13 protein-coding genes are annotated in these 17251 nt (G+C 65.1%); 3 read left to right on the top strand and 10 right to left on the bottom strand.

What is annotated here, in order from left to right:
• Window positions 1–20: 20 nt before the first annotated feature.
• From gspG to F7R02_RS03610, 7 genes are all read right to left on the bottom strand, one after another.
• The gene (gspG, locus tag F7R02_RS03640; RefSeq protein ID WP_078591341.1) at window positions 21–485 is read right to left on the bottom strand and encodes a type II secretion system major pseudopilin GspG; all 465 of its coding nucleotides are present in this window, start codon (window positions 483–485) and stop codon (window positions 21–23) included.
• A gap of 28 nt (window positions 486–513) precedes the next feature.
• Window positions 514–1716, bottom strand: a complete 1203-nt coding sequence (gspF, locus tag F7R02_RS03635) for a type II secretion system inner membrane protein GspF (RefSeq protein WP_078517435.1) — start codon at window positions 1714–1716, stop codon at window positions 514–516.
• Complete coding sequence (gene gspE / locus F7R02_RS03630; protein WP_078591340.1) at window positions 1703–3190, bottom strand: type II secretion system ATPase GspE; 1488 nt, start codon at window positions 3188–3190, stop codon at window positions 1703–1705. The genes gspF and gspE overlap by 14 nt, the downstream gene beginning before the upstream one ends.
• A 4-nt stretch (window positions 3191–3194) precedes the next feature.
• Entirely contained in the window at window positions 3195–5273 is a 2079-nt protein-coding gene (gene gspD / locus F7R02_RS03625) for a type II secretion system secretin GspD (protein ID WP_078591339.1), read from the bottom strand.
• Entirely contained in the window at window positions 5270–6079 is an 810-nt protein-coding gene (locus F7R02_RS03620; protein ID WP_011050482.1) for a type II secretion system protein N, read from the bottom strand. Before F7R02_RS03620 ends, gspD begins: the two co-directional genes overlap by 4 nt.
• A 168-nt stretch (window positions 6080–6247) precedes the next feature.
• Window positions 6248–8905 (bottom strand): TonB-dependent receptor domain-containing protein, encoded by a 2658-nt coding sequence (locus F7R02_RS03615; RefSeq protein ID WP_078517398.1) that lies wholly within the window; start codon window positions 8903–8905, stop codon window positions 6248–6250.
• Window positions 8906–8982: 77 nt separating this feature from the next.
• Window positions 8983–10455: a beta-helix domain-containing protein gene (locus tag F7R02_RS03610; RefSeq protein ID WP_167520956.1), complete on the bottom strand. Its 1473-nt coding sequence runs from the start codon at window positions 10453–10455 to the stop codon at window positions 8983–8985.
• 187 nt (window positions 10456–10642) lie between these two features.
• On the opposite strand from F7R02_RS03610, the gene F7R02_RS03605 reads away from it, so the two are divergent.
• The gene (locus F7R02_RS03605) at window positions 10643–11503 is read left to right on the top strand and encodes a 2OG-Fe(II) oxygenase (protein WP_078591337.1); all 861 of its coding nucleotides are present in this window, start codon (window positions 10643–10645) and stop codon (window positions 11501–11503) included.
• A gap of 291 nt (window positions 11504–11794) precedes the next feature.
• The gene (locus F7R02_RS03595) at window positions 11795–13840 is read left to right on the top strand and encodes a TonB-dependent receptor (RefSeq protein WP_078517401.1); all 2046 of its coding nucleotides are present in this window, start codon (window positions 11795–11797) and stop codon (window positions 13838–13840) included.
• 247 nt (window positions 13841–14087) lie between these two features.
• Here the strand turns inward: F7R02_RS03595 and F7R02_RS03590 are convergent, their stop codons facing one another.
• Together F7R02_RS03590 and F7R02_RS03585 are read right to left on the bottom strand one after the other, a co-directional pair.
• Entirely contained in the window at window positions 14088–14507 is a 420-nt protein-coding gene (locus F7R02_RS03590) for a VanZ family protein (RefSeq protein ID WP_005911118.1), read from the bottom strand.
• Window positions 14495–15748, bottom strand: a complete 1254-nt coding sequence (locus F7R02_RS03585) for a class I SAM-dependent methyltransferase (RefSeq protein ID WP_172397298.1) — start codon at window positions 15746–15748, stop codon at window positions 14495–14497. The genes F7R02_RS03590 and F7R02_RS03585 overlap by 13 nt, the downstream gene beginning before the upstream one ends.
• Here F7R02_RS03585 and F7R02_RS03580 point away from each other — a divergent pair.
• Window positions 15747–16484: a pteridine reductase gene (locus tag F7R02_RS03580; protein WP_003482680.1), complete on the top strand. Its 738-nt coding sequence runs from the start codon at window positions 15747–15749 to the stop codon at window positions 16482–16484. The two genes, F7R02_RS03585 and F7R02_RS03580, sit on opposite strands and share 2 nt — an antisense overlap.
• A gap of 168 nt (window positions 16485–16652) precedes the next feature.
• Here F7R02_RS03580 and folK read toward each other — a convergent pair whose 3' ends face one another.
• Window positions 16653–17168 (bottom strand): 2-amino-4-hydroxy-6-hydroxymethyldihydropteridine diphosphokinase, encoded by a 516-nt coding sequence (folK, locus tag F7R02_RS03575; protein ID WP_003482682.1) that lies wholly within the window; start codon window positions 17166–17168, stop codon window positions 16653–16655.
• Window positions 17169–17251: the final 83 nt, after the last annotated feature.

Below are 17251 nucleotides of genomic sequence, written 5' to 3'. Positions count from 1 at the left end.
ATGAATGACATTGTCGGCACTCAGCGCCAGTTGCCGATATCGGCGTTGTCGGCGTCGCCGCCTTCTGCACCGTCCGCGCCTAGCGAATACACATCGAAGCCGCCATTGCGACCCGGACGCCGATATTGATACGCATGGCCCCATGGGTCTTCCGGCAGCCGGCGGATGTAGCCGCCGTGCCGATAGCGCTCCGGTCGCGTCAATCCGCTCGGCGGGTTGAGCAGGGCTTGCAGCCCTTGTTCGGTACTCGGGTAGCTGAGGTTGTCCAGGCGATAGGTTTCCAGCGCCTGCTCCAGTACCGCCACGTCGGCGCGGGCTTTTTCGATCATTGCGCGATCCTGGCTGGGCATCACATTGATCATCACCACGGTGGCGAGCAGGCCGATGATGACGATGACCACCATCAGTTCGACCAGGGTGAAACCACGCGTGCGTCGCTGTGCCGTCGGCCAGCCAAGGCGTGCACGAGAGTGGATGGACTGCATGACGGTCTCCAAAGATAAGCGGCTGCGCTCAACCAAGCGCGAGGGTGTTGAATTGCAGGATGGGCAGCAGGATCGACAATACGATCACCGCCACCACGCCGCCGAGCAGCACGATGATGGCCGGCTCCAGCAAGCTCATCGCGGCGGTGGTGAAGGCCTCGAATTCGCGTTCCAGGTAATCGGCCGCACGCTCCAGCATCGGCGCCAGACGACCGCTGTTTTCGCCGCTGGAGGCCATGTACAGCAGCGTCGGCGGAAACACCCCCGCGCGCTTCATGGCCGCGGCCAGGCTGCCGCCCTCGCGGATCGCGGTGACCATGCTGTCGGTGGCCAGCCGCAGCGCGCGGTTGTCCACGGTGCGCGCAGCGATCATCAGCCCCTCCATCAATGGCAGGCCGCTGTTGACCATGATCGCCAGGGTGCGTGCCATGCGCGCGGCGTGCAGATCGCGGATCAACCGGCCCAGCAGTGGCGCGCGCAATAGCGCCCGGTCCGCTGCAAGGCGCAGCGCCGGGCGCTTGAGCAGCTGCACCGCTGCAACCAGCGCCACCACCAGGGCGATCAGCAGCGGGATGCCTGCATGCAGCAGGAAATGCGACACGCCGATCACCATGCGCGTCAGCCACGGCAAGGCGCGGCCCATCGAATCGAACTGGTCCACCACCTTGGGCACCACGAAGGTCATCAGCACGATCACCACCGCACCGGCCGTCGCTGCAAGCGCTGTCGGATAGACCAATGCAGACTGTAACTTGCTGCGCACCTGTGCCTGGCGTTCGAGCAGATCGGCCAGTCGTTCCAGCACCTGCGGCAACGCACCCGCGCTTTCGCCAGCGGCCACCATCGCGCGATACAACGCAGGAAACGCCTTGCCCTGGCGTGCCATCGCATCGGACAGGCGAAACCCTTCGACCACCAATGCATGCGTCTGGCTGGTGACCCGACGCACGCCGCGGCGTTCGGACTGTGTGCCGATGGTGCGCAAGGCTTCTTCCAGCGGTGCTGTCTCCACCAGCGTGGCGAGCTGGCGGGTGAACAGCACCAGATCCTTGCCACTGAAGCGCGCCGCGCGCACGGCCGTGCTGGCGGTCGCGGCCGCAACTTCCACACGCACCGGCACCCATTGGCGCTGTTCCAGCTGCGCACGTGCGCTGTTTATGCTGTCGGCGCTGATCACGCCGTGCCGGTTGCGCCCATGCAGATCGAGCACGGTGTAATCAAACTGCGGCATGCGCATCGTCCTGTTGGCGAGTCACACGCAGCGCTTCTTCCAGCGTGGTCAGGCCTTGCAGCACGGCCGCGCGTGCCGCTTCGCCCAGCCGCGGTACGCGTGCGAAGGCGACCGCAGCCAGTGCATCTTCGTCGGCGTTGTCGCCGATCAAACGGCGCATCGCATCGTCTACCGCAATCGCTTCGTAGATACCCACGCGCCCGGCGTATCCGCTGTGGTGGCAGGCGTTGCAGCCGGCCGCTGCGTAGATCACTGCATCGGCCGGCGCCTGCAACAGGTGGGCCGTCCCAGCGTCCATCGGCCGTGCACTGCGGCACTGCGTGCACAAGCGCCGCACCAGCCGCTGCGCCAGAATCAGTCGCAGGCTCGATGCCAGCAGAAACGGCTCGATCCCCATATCGCGCAACCGCGTGACCGCACCCACTGCATCATTGGTGTGCACGGTGGAGAGCACCAGATGGCCGGTGAGGCTGGCCTGCACCGCAATCTGCGCAGTCTCGGTATCGCGGATCTCGCCGATCATCACCACGTCCGGGTCCTGGCGCAGGATCGCGCGTAGGCCGGCGGCGAAGGTCATGCCGACACGTGCGTTGACCTGGGTCTGGCCGACGCCGTCGATGGCGTACTCCACCGGGTCTTCCACGGTGAGGATGTTGCGCGAGCCATCGTTGAGCAAGCGCAGCGCCGCGTACAAGGTCGTGGTCTTGCCCGAACCGGTGGGCCCGGTGACCAGCACGATGCCGTTGGGCACCTGCAAGGCACGCTGTACGGCGTGCATCACCGCCGGTGGCATGCCCAGTTGCGCCAGCGACAGCGTGCCCTGTTCCTTATCCAAAATACGCAGCACCACGCGCTCGCTGCCGCGCGTGGGCAAGGTGGAGACGCGCACATCCAGCGCCTTGGCCCCCATCACCAGCGACACGCGCCCATCCTGCGGGATGCGTTTTTCGGCGATATCCAGCCGCGCCATCACCTTGACGCGCGACACCAGCAGCGGTGCGATGCGTCCGGGCAGCGTGGCTGCCTCGCGCATCACGCCATCCACGCGCAGGCGCACGCGCAAACGCGATTCGTAGGATTCCAGATGCACGTCGGATGCACCCAGCCGCGCGGCTTCGGCGATGATGCCGTTGATCAGGCGGATGATCGGCGCATCGTCCTGGCTGTCGAGCAGATCGGCGGTGGGGATGTCGTCGATCAACGAATCCAGGCTGCCATGCAGATCCAGCGCTTCCACCTGCACGCCTTGTTCCAGCCCGGCATCGGCGTAGATCTCCGACACATGCCGGTCGAACACCGACGGCGCCAGCGTGCGCACCTGCAATGGCAGGCCCAACGCGCGGCGCAACTCGATCAAGGCCTGCACATCGCCACCTTCGCGCAACCCGATCTGCGCTGTGGTGTCGCTGCCAAGCAGCACCACGCCGTGACGCTTGGCGAATGCATAGGAAATGCCGGCGCGCGCAGTGCTCATGGCGTCACCGCTGCACGGGACGTGCGCCGGGCGCAGGTGTCGTTGCCGGTGCCGGCGCAACTGACGAGGGACCTGCCGGCAACTGCGGCGGCTGCGCACGCAAGTAGTCGCGCACCAATGCATCCAGCGCCGCTTCCGGGTCGCCATCGGCCAGCTGACGCTCCCGCAGATAGGTGTAGCGTGGCGCGGTCATGCGCTGGGCATCGGCTGCATCGCGAATGATGGTGGGGCGAATGAACACCATCAGGTTGGTCTTGTCGCGGTTGCGCGACTTGTGCCGGAACAACGCGCCCAGGCCGGGTACATCGCCAAGCAGCGGCACCTTCTCCACGGTCTGGCGGTCGTTCTGATCGAGCAGGCCGCCAAGCGCCACGATGGCACCGTTCTCCACCACCACGCGCGTTTCGATCTGGCGCTTGTTGAACACCAGCTCCGACGATTGCGCGCTGACCGGCCCGGCAATCGCCGAGACCTCCTGCTTGATCGCCAGCGTGATGCCGCCGGCGGTATTGATCTGCGGGCGCACTTCCAGCTCCATGCCCACGTCCTGGCGCTGGATGGTGCGGAATGGGTTGTCGTTGGCCGCGCCGAGCACTTCGCCAGTGGTGATCGGCACTTCCTGGCCTACCAGGATGCGCGCCTGCTCGTTATCCAGGGTCATGATCGAGGGCGTGGACAACAGGTTTGAGCCGGTGTCGCTCTTGACCGCATCGATGATCATGCCGAACACCGCATCGTTGCTTTGCCCGGCCAGGCCGATCAAGCCGCCGCTCAAACCGAGCAGCGATTGCGCAGCCACGTTGCGCGCCTGTTCCAGCACCGAATCGTCGTCGGCATTGCCGCTGCGCGTGCCAGCCGCCGCAGCGGCCAGCGGCACGATGCCTGGCGATGCGCCGCTGTATTGCGTGGCGACCAACGGCACCGTGCCGTTGCGGCCGGCCAGCAGCAGCTGCACGCCCAGGCGCTTGGCGGCGGTGTCGGAAATCTCCACCACGATCGCTTCGACCAATACCTGCTCGCGATGCACATCCAGCTGCCGGATCACATCCATCAAGGCGCGCTGGGTCTCCGGGTCGGCGTTGATGATCAACGCGTTGGAGCCTGGGTAACGCACGATCACCGGGCGCTTGCCTGCCGCCGGCGCGATCACCTGCGTCTGCGCAGCGCCGCTCGCGGCGGCCACATCGATCGCAGCCAAACGTGTGTCCTGCCCGACCTGCGCCTCATTGCCTGGAGTCTGGCCGACCAATTGCTGCAACACCGGCAATAGTTGCTCGGCACTGGCGTGTTGCAAGCGCACCACGCTGACGTCGCCACGGCGCTCGGCGCGCCCGTCCAGATCGACTGCGGTACGTACCACGCGCTGCACCAGTGCGGGGTCGCCACGCACGATCAAGGAATTGCTGCTTTCCACCGGCAACACCGACAGCACGTTACTGCGCTCGCCTCCTTGCCCGAACAGCGAGGTCAGGGTGCGCGCCAGTTCCTGCGCCGAGCTATTGCGCAACGTCACCGTATCGATGGCCGCACGGTCGGTATCGATCTGCGCCACCAACGTGCGGATGCGTCGCAGGTTATCGGCGTAGTCGGCGATCAACAGGCTATTGCCTTGCGGCATAGCCATGATCACGCCACCGCGCCCGATCAACGGCTTGAGGATCTCGGCGGCGCTGCGTGCGTCCACGCGCTGCAGGGTGAAGACCTGCGTGGCGAACCCCAGGTTGCCGTTGGCGGCGCTACCCGGCTGCTGCGCGGCGGTGTCGTCGGGAATGATGCGGTAGGTCGATGGCCCGCTGGACACCGCAATCAATCCATTGGCGCGTAGCACGGCCAGCAGCATGCCCAGCAGATCGGCTTCGGACATCGCCTGCGCACGCGCCACGTTGACCGAGCCCTGCACGCGCGTGTCCACGATGAAGGTGATGCCGGTGGCACGCGAGACGTCCTGGATGAAGGCGCGCAGGTCCACGTCCTGCAGGCGCACTGCCGGCGCATCGGCGGCATGCAGTGCGGTCATCGGCACCGCGGGCAATGCGAGCAACAACGTGGCCGAGATCAGCCAGAGCCGGCGAACAACGGTCATTGCGGGCGCTTCAAGGTCATGGTGTGGGTCTGGCCGTCGCGGCGGTAGGTCAGCGTGGCGCTCTGGCCATCGCGCAATTCGTCCTGCAGTTCGCGCAGATGTTCTGCATCGAGCGTGCGGCCATTGATCTGGGTCAGCACATCGCCCGGCGCCAAGCCGGCCTGACGCAGCAACGCGCCATCTCCGCGCGGCATGAGGGTGAAGCCGCCACCCTCGGCGCTGGCCCGCAGACCTGCGCTGGCGAGCAACTGCTGCGGGTCGACGGCGGTGGCTGCGGTCGGGTCTGCTGCAGTGGCGACATTCGATTGCGCAGCTGCCGGGGCAATGGCTGGTGCGGTTGCGCTCGTTGCTGCAGCCGGGGGCGCTGCACCCGCAGCAGATGCCTCGCTCAATGCGATGCGACGCACGCTGCCGCCAGCGCGCAGCAACACATGATCGGCCGCGATCGCCTGCACCATCAGGCCGGGCGCCACCGTGTCGCCGACGCGGTACGCGCCTTGGCGGCCATCGCTACCGCTGAGATAGGCAGCCGCCTGGGTGCCGCCAACACGCACGCCATGCAGCACGATGCCATCGCGATTGGCGTCGGATGCGCTGCGATAGAACACATCGCGACGCAATGCGGACACGTCGAGAGTAGCGACCGCACCGGCCTGCGCAGTGCCCAACGGCCCGATCGGCGTCAGCACCAGCCACAACAGACGAACACCTTGCAGCACCAGCAATGCGGCCACACCGCCCGCCACCGCCGTGCGAACGCCCGGCGCCAGCAACAAGGAATTCAACGAGGGCCAGGCGCGTTGCAAAGCGGACGTCCGTCTCAGGATTTCGATCGGATGACAGAATGCGGCGGCAATGTGTCAGTTCGAAGAAACCGATGACACAGACAGACACACGGCGCCACACGACAAAATGCGAACGTCCGCCATGCAATGCACAGCGGGCGTTGCGGCACCTGGCACCTGCAGCCCAGATCAGAAGCGCGCTGTCACACTGATGTCATAGCTGATACCGGGCTGGTAGGTGTATAGGTCGACCCGGTTGCTCGCCACTTTCTGATACTCCTGGTACTTGGTCTTGAGCAGGTTGCGCGCGGCAAAATTCACCGACACCGTATCGCCCGACCACGTCAGTCCCTTCTTGATCACCAAATCCAGTGAGGTGCCCGGCCTGTCGATGTAATCCGGCTGCCCCGGGCGACCACGCGCCGACACCCGCTCGCCTACGTAGTTGGCAATCAACGTGGCCTGACTGTGCGTGCTCTCGCTTTCCACACCGATCTGCAGATTGGCGATGTCATCCGACTGGCCCTGCAATGCGGAACCATCGCGAATAAACAAGGTCGCCTGCACCGGTGCGCTGAAACCGAACGGCTGCACCGTGTCGCCAGCGCTGGCACTTACCTCGGACTTGGTGCGGGTGTAGTTGCCGGACACGAACATGCGCTTGTCGCCCCACCAATCGGCAGCGATCGGCAACTCCAGATATTTCTTGGCCTCCAGCTCCACGCCGTACAGGGTGGCCTTGGGCGCATTGATGAAGCTCTGCACGATGCCGCCGCCGGGTGCGTCGTTGACGATGGCTTCGATCGGCTTGTCGATGTTCTTGTAGAACGCGCCGACAGTGACGTACTGGCCCGGTTCGAAGAACCATTCGTAGCGTGCATCCAGATTGACCAGCTCGCTATCGACCAAGAACGGGTTGCCGAAGAACTGACGGTCGATGTCCGGGTCCAGATACTGCTGAGGCGCCATTTCTCGAAACTGCGGGCGCGCGATGGTCTTGGAAGCGCCAAAGCGCAGCTGCCGGTTCTCGGCAAAATTCCAGGTCACCGTGGCCGACGGCAGCGCATAGCTGTTGTGCAACGGCGCCACGCCGTCCTGGCGCGTGCCGCTGAAGATGTCGTACGGATGCACCGCCTGGGTGGCGTTTTCGTAACGTACGCCCGCCGTGGCGCGCAGAGTCGGCACGATCTCGCCCTCCGCCTGCAGATACGCTGCCTTGACCTTCAAGGTCGCCTCGTAGGCAGCCGCACCGAAACTGCCGGTGGTTTCGCGCAGGCGCAGCAGATCGTTGCTGAGGTTGTAATCGGAGAACAGATAATCCACGCGCTGATACTGGTTCAGGAACGGCAGCGGGCCGTCCAGCGCCAGGAAGCGGAATTCGCGGCTCCACGCGCTGCGGTCGTTGTCCAGATAGGCCAGCCCGCCCTTGACGGTGAGGTCGTATTCCATCGGCAAGCGCCAGGTGACATCCACGCCGCCGCTGGCCACGGTGTCGTCGACCTTGCTGAAGCGCGTGTAGTTCTGCACGCGTGAGGCGTCGTGCGCCCAGTAGCCATCCAGCCGCTCGTAACGAATGCCGGTTTCGTAAGGCACATCGCGGCTGGCGTTGGCCACTGCAGCGCGCCATTCGATCTTCAGGTCGTCGTATTCGCCGAACGCGTGCGTGCCGCGCAGCTGATTGTTGATCAACTGCCGCGCGTACCACTCGGTGTTGTCGTCGCGCACGTCGAAACCTGCCAGTTCGTCGCGTCCGGCGCGGCTGCGCGCCACCTTCAAGGTGTCGTGCACGTATAGCGTGGTCCAGCCGATGGTATGCCGGCCATATTCCCAGCCCAGCCCCAGCATGCCGTTGCTGCGCACGTTGTTGCGGGTGGTGGCGAAGTCGTAATTGGAATTGAACTCGACACTGTCGCCGACAAAGATGCCGTCCTGCTGCTTGCCGGTACGCGTGCGCCATTCGTTGTCGTAGCTGGCCACCGCGATGATGCCCAGCTTGGCCTCGCCCACGTCCATGCTGTAGCCGGCGCTGCCGCCGACATTGACGTCCGGAGCGATGCTATCCTTTTCCTGCAGTAGATACAGGTTGGCATCGTTCAAGCTGCGCCCGATGCGACGGATGTCCTCGCGCGAAAAGCTGCCCAGATCGACACGACGACCGGTCCTGATCGCATCGCGCAAGGCAGCAGGCTGCTTGCGGGTGCCATCATCAACGCCCCACTCGTCATCGTCGGAACCGTAATAGGTCAGGCCTTTTTCGCCGGTGCTGACGCTGTTGGCGCCGCCACCCACGGTCAACGACAGGAACGGCTTGTCGGGGATCTCCATCGATTGCAGATCGATCACGCCGCCACCGAATTCGCCCGGATAATCGGCCGAATAGGTCTTTTGCACGGTCACGCTGGCCAGCACGTCGCTGGGGAACAGGTCCAGCGGCACCACGCGCTGCATCGGCTCGGGGCTGGGCAGCGGCGAACCGTTGAACAACGCAGACGAATAGCGCTCGCCCAGGCCGCGTACATACACATACTTGCCGCGCGACAGGCTCAGCCCGGTGACACGCGTCAGCGCCACCGCGGCGCTGCTGTCGCCGGTGCGCTCCATGTCTTCGCGCGTCACGAACGAGGCAACTTCGGAGGTTTGCAGCATCGGCTCGGGAATGTAGTCGCCACGCACCACGACCTGGTCGAGTTGCTTGGGCACACTGGTACCGGCCGCGCTGGACGTACCGCTGCCGGTATCGGCGTCGCTGGCGATCGACTGCGCCATGGCGGCGCCGGACATCAGCAAGGTGGAGATGGAAAGAGACAGGCCCGTCCGCGAAAGACGGGCAACAGCAGAGGTTCGCATCGTGGGAGCCCTGGCAACAGAAAGATGAAGCTGGACGCATCGCACGGCGACCGATGGCCGCCGTGCGATGCCATGCCTCAGCAGGGACGATCGGCGGTCAGGCCGCAGGTCCAGCCCTGCCACCAGGTGTCGTTGGCATCGCGCACGCCACCGATGTAGTTCACCTGCTGAAAGAAGCTGCTCACCCCGTTCAAGCCCTGAAACGCCGGCACTGCGTTTTCATTGGCGCCATTGACGAAGGTGTTCTGCAAGGTGGACACGCCATTGGCGACATTGTTGGTACCGGCCGCAAACTGGCTGGCGGCACGCGGGTCGCTGCCGAAGGCCGTCGGGCAGGCGAAGAACACCGAGTTGAAGGTACCGAGCGTGTCGGTATCGGCCAGGTTGAAGCACACCAGGCCATCGCCGGTGCCGCCGGCAGGACGGGTCACCACCGAGTTGTAGAACGCGGCCTGCGTGCCCTGGTTGAGCATGATCGCCGCACCGGCGCGCGCATTGCCCACGTAGGTGAAATTGGCCACCTTCGGGCGCGAATACGGCTGGCGACGCAGGCTGCTCCACTCGTTCATGCAATCGCCGCCACCGGCACGCTGCACCACGATGCCGAACTGTAGTGCACCGTTCCAGCCAGCATCGGTATCCAGCGAATCGTCGTCGGCACCGGTGATGACCAGATGGCTACCGTTGACCGTACCGCCGAACCATTCGATGCCGTCGTCGGAGCTGTTGTGGATCTGCACATAATCCAGCTTGGTACCGCTACCCACACCAGCCAGCGTGATGCCCTGCAATTCGTTGTTGGGCGAAATTTCGAAGCCCGAATACATCACGCGCAGGTAGCGCATCGAACCGCTGTTGTCGGTGGCGTTGTTGCCGCCATAGAACGCGTTGGTACCTTCCACCTGCGCCTGGCATTCCGGCGTACCGGACACGGTGGTGCCCGGGCAGTTGTTGATCGCCGCGCGCCCCAGCACCACGATGCCGCCCCACAGGCCAATGGTATTTGCACTGACCGTGCTCTCCAGCGCCTGACGCGCGGTGAAGACGATCGGCGCAGTCGCGCTGCCTTCGGCGAAGATCTGCGAACCGCGATTGATCACGATGTAGTCGCTCCCGGCCGACCCGAACAGGGTCACGCCCGGCTCGATGGTCAAGACACCCTGCGTACTGCCGGCGGCCGGTGCGGTGGCGTTGCCGCCGCGGTCGGTGCCGACATTGACGCGACCGCTGATCGAATACACGGTGCCCGCGCGCGCCGGCACCACCAGGTTGCCGTTGACGGTTTCCGGCAACTGGCAGGCGCGTAGCGTGTTTTTGGCGATGGTGCCGACGTTGGAAAAACCGCTCGGGCAATCGGCGGCCGGGCCGCTCGGTGCGGGTGCCGGCGTCGGCGCAGGCGTGGGCGCCGGCGTCGGTGTGGGGGCCGGTGCCGGCGGGAATGCGCCTTCCCCTGGCGAGGCGACACGGTCGGCTCCGCCACCACAGGCCGACAGCGCCAGTGCGGTACCAAACGTCATGAGAAGTGTCTTGCTGCTGTTGCGAACGGCCATGCGGCTGATCTCCAGGTCAACGGGTCCGGTATGAAGAGGAGTCGTCAAGAATTGGTGGCGTTCCGCGCACTGCAGTGGCGAGCACGTTCAAGATCCCCGTCACTTTTATAGAGGGCATCTGTTTCATTTGTCTTACCGCGACACAATTGACATACGAATGCCACACGTCGACATGCACTGTAGAGCGATGACACACACAGATATCCCGACCCCGCTGGCCGACTGGATCGTGGCGCAAGCCGTGGCCGGCCATCCGCCCGAGCAAGCGCTACAGCCGCTCCTGGATCAGGGCTGGAACGAACAGGACGCCATTGATGCGGTCGAGGCACTGGTCCGTGCCCACATCCAACAACACGCGCAAGCAAACGGCTTGCCGATGCCGGTGCGCGTGCCCGCGTTGCAACAGGACACCGATGCATCGCTGCTTGCATTGGGCGACCGCGAGGTACGCGTCTTGGTCAGCCTGTTGCTGCCGCGCGTGGTGGTACTCGGCGGTTTTCTTTCCGACGGTGAATGCGATGCATTGATCGCCTTGGCCCGTCCGCGCCTGGCGCGTTCGCGCACCGTGGACAATGCGAACGGAGAGCACATGGTGCATGCAGCACGCACCAGCGACAGCATGTGCCTGCGCGTTGGCCAGGATGCGCTGTGCCAACGTATCGAAGCGCGCATCGCGCGCCTGTTCGACTGGCCAGTCGATCACGGCGAAGGGTTGCAGGTACTGCGCTACGCGACCGGTGCCGAATACCGGCCGCACTACGATTACTTCGACCCGGACGCAGCCGGCACCCCGATATTGTTGCAGGCCGGCGGGCAACGCGTCGCCTCGCTGGTGATGTACCTCAATACGCCAGAACGCGGCGGCGCGACGCGTTTTCCTGACGCGCATCTGGATGTCGCTGCGGTCAAGGGCAATGCAGTGTTTTTCAGCTACGACCGCCCGCATCCGATGACGCGTAGCCTGCATGCCGGCGCGCCGGTATTGGCCGGCGAAAAGTGGGTGGCCACAAAGTGGTTACGCGAACGCGCAGTGCGCATGCCCGGATAAGCGCTGCAAGAAGGCGCCGGCGGGATCGGCCACGTCCACCGCCAGCGAGGAACGACGCGGCGCCTGCATCGCCTGCTGCGCTGTTGGCCGTTGGCCGTTGGCCGTTGGCCGTTATCCACGCTGCGAGCGCATCGCCAACATGCAAGCCGCCCGCCACGCATTGCGCCACGAGCTGCCTGCTGACCGCTTCCCAAGCCGCCCTAAAGCACGACACAAATTGAATTTGTCAGCAGATGTTATAACATGTCATTTCTGACACACTTCCACTGGCCCGCAGGTGTTGCCCGCTTCATGAAGATCCGTCCCCTCGTGGCGACTGTCGCCGCTCTGCTCTTTGCTGCCGACGCACGCGCGCAGTCCTCCGATTCGGCACTGACGCTCGGCAAGGTCGACGTCCATCAGCATCACGAAGGCCAGCTCAGTGCGCATCAGGTGCTGACGTCGGTAGATGTCCTGGGCGCCGACCAGATCGAGGACAAGAACGTGTCCTACAGCTGGGAATTGCTCGGGCAGATGCCCGGCATGCAGTTGACCGAAACCCGTCAGGGCGCCGAATCGGGCAAAGTCAGCTTCCGCGCCTTCAACGGCGAGGGCTATCTCAATGCAATCAAGACCCTGATCGACGGCATTCCCAGCAACGTCAACAGCGGCAACCAGCGTTTCATCGACATGCTGTTTCCGCTGGAAATCAGCTACATCGAGGTGGTGCGCGGCACCAACGATCCGCGCTATGGGCTGCACAACATCGGCGGCAACATCAACTTCGGCACCCGCCAGGGCGGCAGCTACACCGATGCCCGCGTTGCCTACGGCAGTTACGCCAGCCGCGATGCGCAGATCGCGATAGGGCGCGAGCACGACGGATTCGCGCAGAACTACTTCATCGGCGCACAGGCATCGGATGGCTATCGTGCGCACGATCGTTCCAGCAAGTATGTGTTGGGCGGCAAGTGGTTCTACGGCAATCTCGACGACGGCATGCGCATCGGCCTGACGGCACGCGCGTACCGCAACCAGGCCGACGAGCCGGGCTTCATGACCGCAGCAGAGCTGCAGACCGACCGTCGCAGCTCGGACCGCCGCAACCGCAATGATGGCGACGACCGCGACATGCAGCAGGCCGGCGTGCACCTGGACCTGAAACTGACCGACGCCCTGTTCCTGGGCAGCAAGCTTTACTACAACCGCTACGAGGACGACCGCCGGGTGACCTTCAGCGACCTGCCCATCGGCAATGCGCCGCGTCAGCGTCGGCGCTGGGACGAAACGCAGGTAGGCATGCTCAACACCCTGACCTGGCGCGCCAACGACTTGCTGACCCTGGAAGGCGGCATCAACTACGAACATCAAGACAATGCGTACCGACGCGAGCGCTTCAACTATGCCGAGCCTACCGACTTCACCGCAGCGCCAGCGCGCATCCAGAACGACGACCGCTATACGTTCGACAATTGGGGCGCCTACGTGCAGGCCATCTATCAGCCGGTCGAGGCACTGAAGCTGGTGCCGGCCTATCGCGTGGACCGCTTCGACGGCGACACACTGCTGCCGGGCGCGGTGCGCGCACCGCTGCAGCGTTACGGCAGCATCGGGCAGCCCAAACTCAGCGTGATCTACGCCCTGACCCCCACCACCAACGTGTATGCCAACTGGGGCCGTACCTTCCAGGTGTTGACCGGCTCCACCGCCCCGGCCTATCTCACCTCAGGGCAAGCCGGCATCCGTCCTTCCACCAACACCGGCGTCGAGCTGGGCATGAAGTTCAGCCCATTTGCAGGCAGCCAGGCGCGCATCGCCGTCTGGCAACAGGATGCGGAAAACGAGGTGTCGAACATGCCGGCCACCGGCACCACCGTCACCTTGGGCAAGACGCGTCGCCGCGGCGTGGATGCGCAGATCAGCGCACAGCTGGGCGATCGATGGACGCTCTGGGCATCGCATGCCTACCAGGAAGCCAGGATCACGCGCGACGACCGTACCGCCGCGCTTTCGCTGCAAGGCAATGAAGTCATCGCCACGCCCCGCTACATCAGCAACATCGGCGTGGACTACCGCGCGACTGAGGCGTTGCAACTGGGTCTGCAGGGACGCGCCCAGGGCGATTACTACCTCGAGGAGCGCAACGTGGCAGGCAAGTACGGCGGCTTTGCGACGCTCGACCTCACGGTGCGCTATACGATCAACCCGAACTGGAGCGTGGACGTGCAGGTCCGCAATGCCACCGGTCGCGAGTATGCCTACGTGTGGTACGACAGCTTCTTCTGGGCACAGGCGCAGCCCATGTTCTCGCCAGCGGCCGGACGGCAGCTGTATCTCGGGCTGAGAATGAAGCTGTAACGGCAGCGGCAGCGGTGGCGAGGTGCGAATCGCTGGTCCGCAGCGTAGCGGCTGCACAAACCGTCATCGCCAAGCCGGTAACTGGCGCCCCGCCGCGGCCTCGGCATGCTGCCTGGCGCAAGCGGCCCTTGAGCGCGATGCTTTATACCGGTGCGGCAATATGCTGCCAGGTTGACCAGGGCCGCGTCGGCGCCGGGGTCCGTTTACGGCCGTGGGCAGGCGCCTGGCCTGCCGTGGCATCGTTCAATCACCGTCGCCGCCGTCCAAACAGGCGCTGATCGATCCGCAACATCACATATCGCAATGGCGTCCATGCCAGACAGAGCCCGGCGAGAATGCCCAAGGTATCGGCCAATGCATCGTATGGGTCGGCGCTGCGATTGGTGGTCAGCGCGCCTTGCGCGATTTCGATGCCGATGCCCAGCAGCACCAGCCCGAAGGCGGCAAACACCAGTGCGCGCCGGGTCGCAAACAATTGCACCGCTCCCCAGCACAACAACGCGAACGTGATGAAGTGCTCGGCCTTGTCGCTGTTGGACGGCAGCTCCGGAAACTCCGGCGGCGGCCCCAGGCACACGGCAATGACCACAACAATCGCAGCGATCCACAAGCCCACCCACAACCGCGGCCGGTGAAACGGCCGGAGTGCCGAACTCACAACCGCCATGTCAGATCGCCGGACAGGAATGCAGGGGCAAAATCGACATCGCGCGAGAAGCCCATCACCTGGAAGCGCTCGCCCATCTCGCTGGGCAGGGTCAGCCGCTTGATCTGTTCGCGTAGACGCATGCGCCCCACTTCATCGGTGCGCGTATCGGCCTGCGCCAACAATGCGTCCAGCCCATTGCCGAGCAGGAAGCTCGCTTGCGTGCAATAGCCGGCCAGCTCGAAACCTGCGCCGGTGCCTGCCTCGGCCAACGCGGTGAAGTCCACCGATGCGGTCAGATCCTGCAAACCCGGCCAACGGTAGAGATCTTCATGCATGCGGTGCCGGTAAAACGCACGCAAGGTGCCGTCCTGGCGCTGCGCACGATAGAACTCGCCGCGCGGGTAACCGTAGTCGACGAACACCATCGCGCCACGCTTCAAGCCGCCGGCTACCGCCTGGATCCAGTACGGCAACTGCGGCAGCAACTCGGAGCGATAGCCCTCGGCGAACGGCTGCTCCAGATAGCGCTCCAGGTGACGCACGGCCGCACTCAGCAACGCATCGGCCGGTTGCTCGCCGCGCGCGAAGTGCTGCTGGTCATCCAGCACCACGGTCTCTTCATACACCTGCCCATCGCGCAGTGCGAAGCGTGGCGTGGGCAATGCGTCGATGACTTCGTTGGCGAACAGCACGCCATCCCAATCGTCCGGAAACGGCGCATCCAGCCATTCCACCAGATCGAATACCGGCGGGATCAGACTGCGCCCCAGCCGCTCGCGCTGACGTTCGCGCAGGTCGGCGCTGGGCTCCAGGATCGCGTAGCGCTCGGGCAGCGCGTCCAGCTCCAGCAGCCGCTTGAGCGTGACTTCGGCAAACGCACCGCTGCCGCCGCCCACTTCCAGCACCCGCGCCTGCGGCCCGAGCTGCTGCAATACCGGCGCCAACGCGCCGGAAACGGTGGCCGCAAACAACGGCCCCAATTCCGGAGCGGTGACGAAATCGCCGGCCTCGCCGAACTTGCTGGCGCCGGCGCTGTAATAGCCCAGGCCCGGCGCATACAGCGCCAGCTCCATGAAGCGCGAGAACGGAATCGCACCGCCGGCGGCCTGGATCTCGGCGCGCACATGCGCAGCCAGCCGGTCGCTGTGGGCCAGCGCGTCCGGATCGGGTGTGGGAAGGTCGGCGTGCATGCGGGCACCGGTTGCGGGGACAATGCACAGGATAGCCGAGCCCTCCGCAACGCCGAGCGAGTACGCCATGACAGACAGTTCCAAGGTGGTGTTGATCACCGGTGCAGCCCGCCGCATCGGCGCGCAGATCGCCACCACGCTGCACGCTGCCGGCTACTGCGTTGCGCTGCATGCACACCGCTCCGCCGAGGTGCTGGACGCACGCGTGGCCGAACTGTGCCGGCAGCGTGCCGGCAGCGCGCATGCCTTGCACGCCGATCTGCGGCTGCCCGATGCACCTGCGCAATTGGTGGCCGGCTGCCTTGCCGCCTTCGGTCGTCTGGATGGCGTGGTCAACAACGCCTCGGCGTTCTACCCCACCGCCATCGGTGAGGCCACTGCGGCGCAGTGGGACGACTTGTTTGCGGTCAATGCACGCGCGCCGTTCTTCATCGCGCAAGCCGCCGCCGCACAGTTGCGCCAGCGGCGCGGGGCCATCGTCAACCTCACCGATCTGCACGCGCAGCAGCCGATGCGCAACCACCCGCTATACGGCGCCTCCAAGAGCGCGCTGGAAATGCTGACCCGTTCGCTGGCGCTGGAACTGGCGCCGCACGTGCGTGTCAACGCGGTCGCACCTGGCGCCATCCTGTGGCCGGAAGAAGGCAAATCCGCCGACGCCAAGCATGCGCTGCTCGCGCGCACGCCGCTGGCGCGCATCGGCACGCCGGAGGAAATCGCCGAAGCGGTGCGCTGGTTGCTGGACGACGCCAGCTTCGTCACCGGGCATACCCTGCACGTCGATGGCGGCCGCCAGCTCAGTTGAACGATGCGTCCGGGGCCTGCGCGCTTTCGCTGCGTGGCAACGATATCCCTGTCATGCACGTGAGCCCGGCTGCCGCCTCGGCGCGTGCGGCACTGCCAGACAGTCCGCACGCCGTCGCGCTAGGTGCATGTTTGCTCGGCCGCGTTCAACCGCGCTGCCAGAACAGCGCTATTGCGTGACGCTCAACTCCGGCGCAGCCGCATCCAGCTCCACCGTGGCAAACGCGCTGCCGTACTGCGGATGCGCCTGCCACAGGGTTGCCAATGTCTGCCCGCTCAGCGGGTCGATGAAGTCCGGCGCGATGTCGGCCAGCGGCTTGAGCACGAATGCATGTTTGAGTTCGGGCCGCGGGATGCGCAGATGCCCGGGGCCTTCGACGATACGGTCGCCGAAGAACACCACGTCCAGATCCAGGGTGCGGTCGCTGAAACGCGGGCCGCTGCGATCGCGCCCATGCGCATCTTCCAGCGCATGCAGCCAGTGATCCAGCGCGTCCAGATCCAGATCGGTCTGCAATACCGCCGCATTGTTGACGAAGTCCGGCCCATCGAAGCCCACCGCGGGCGTGCGGTACGCGGGTGACACGACAACCTGGCCGAAGCGCGCGCGCAGGGCGGCGACAGCCAAGCGCAGGTAGTGGGTCGGCTGGACGTTGCTGCCGAGGCTGAGAAGCACGGTGGTCATACGTTATTCGCGCATGCGGCCGGCGTGGACGTCAACTGTTGCAATCGCGTTGCACCGTCGACGCATGCGCCGGCTGCGCGCAA

Origin of the sequence: Xanthomonas cissicola (assembly GCF_008801575.1) — a bacterium.
Taxonomy (GTDB): domain Bacteria; phylum Pseudomonadota; class Gammaproteobacteria; order Xanthomonadales; family Xanthomonadaceae; genus Xanthomonas; species Xanthomonas cissicola.
The sequence above is the reverse complement of the archived record's forward strand: the minus strand, read 5'-3'. Positions and strand labels throughout refer to the sequence as shown.

Bases quoted from the DNA above. Each gene is read 5' to 3' on its own strand.
- gspG (WP_078591341.1), bottom strand. From the start codon at position 485: ATGCAGTCCATCCACTCTCGTGCACGCCTTGGCTGGCCGACGGCACAG.
- gspF (WP_078517435.1), bottom strand. From the start codon at position 1,716: ATGCCGCAGTTTGATTACACCGTGCTCGATCTGCATGGGCGCAACCGG.
- gspE (WP_078591340.1), bottom strand. From the start codon at position 3,190: ATGAGCACTGCGCGCGCCGGCATTTCCTATGCATTCGCCAAGCGTCAC.
- gspD (WP_078591339.1), bottom strand. From the start codon at position 5,273: ATGACCGTTGTTCGCCGGCTCTGGCTGATCTCGGCCACGTTGTTGCTC.
- F7R02_RS03615 (WP_078517398.1), bottom strand. From the start codon at position 8,905: ATGCGAACCTCTGCTGTTGCCCGTCTTTCGCGGACGGGCCTGTCTCTT.
- F7R02_RS03610 (WP_167520956.1), bottom strand. From the start codon at position 10,455: ATGGCCGTTCGCAACAGCAGCAAGACACTTCTCATGACGTTTGGTACC.
- F7R02_RS03605 (WP_078591337.1), top strand. From the start codon at position 10,643: ATGACACACACAGATATCCCGACCCCGCTGGCCGACTGGATCGTGGCG.
- F7R02_RS03595 (WP_078517401.1), top strand. From the start codon at position 11,795: ATGAAGATCCGTCCCCTCGTGGCGACTGTCGCCGCTCTGCTCTTTGCT.
- F7R02_RS03590 (WP_005911118.1), bottom strand. From the start codon at position 14,507: ATGGCGGTTGTGAGTTCGGCACTCCGGCCGTTTCACCGGCCGCGGTTG.
- F7R02_RS03580 (WP_003482680.1), top strand. From the start codon at position 15,747: ATGACAGACAGTTCCAAGGTGGTGTTGATCACCGGTGCAGCCCGCCGC.
- F7R02_RS03585 (WP_172397298.1), bottom strand. From the start codon at position 15,748: ATGGCGTACTCGCTCGGCGTTGCGGAGGGCTCGGCTATCCTGTGCATT.
- folK (WP_003482682.1), bottom strand. From the start codon at position 17,168: ATGACCACCGTGCTTCTCAGCCTCGGCAGCAACGTCCAGCCGACCCAC.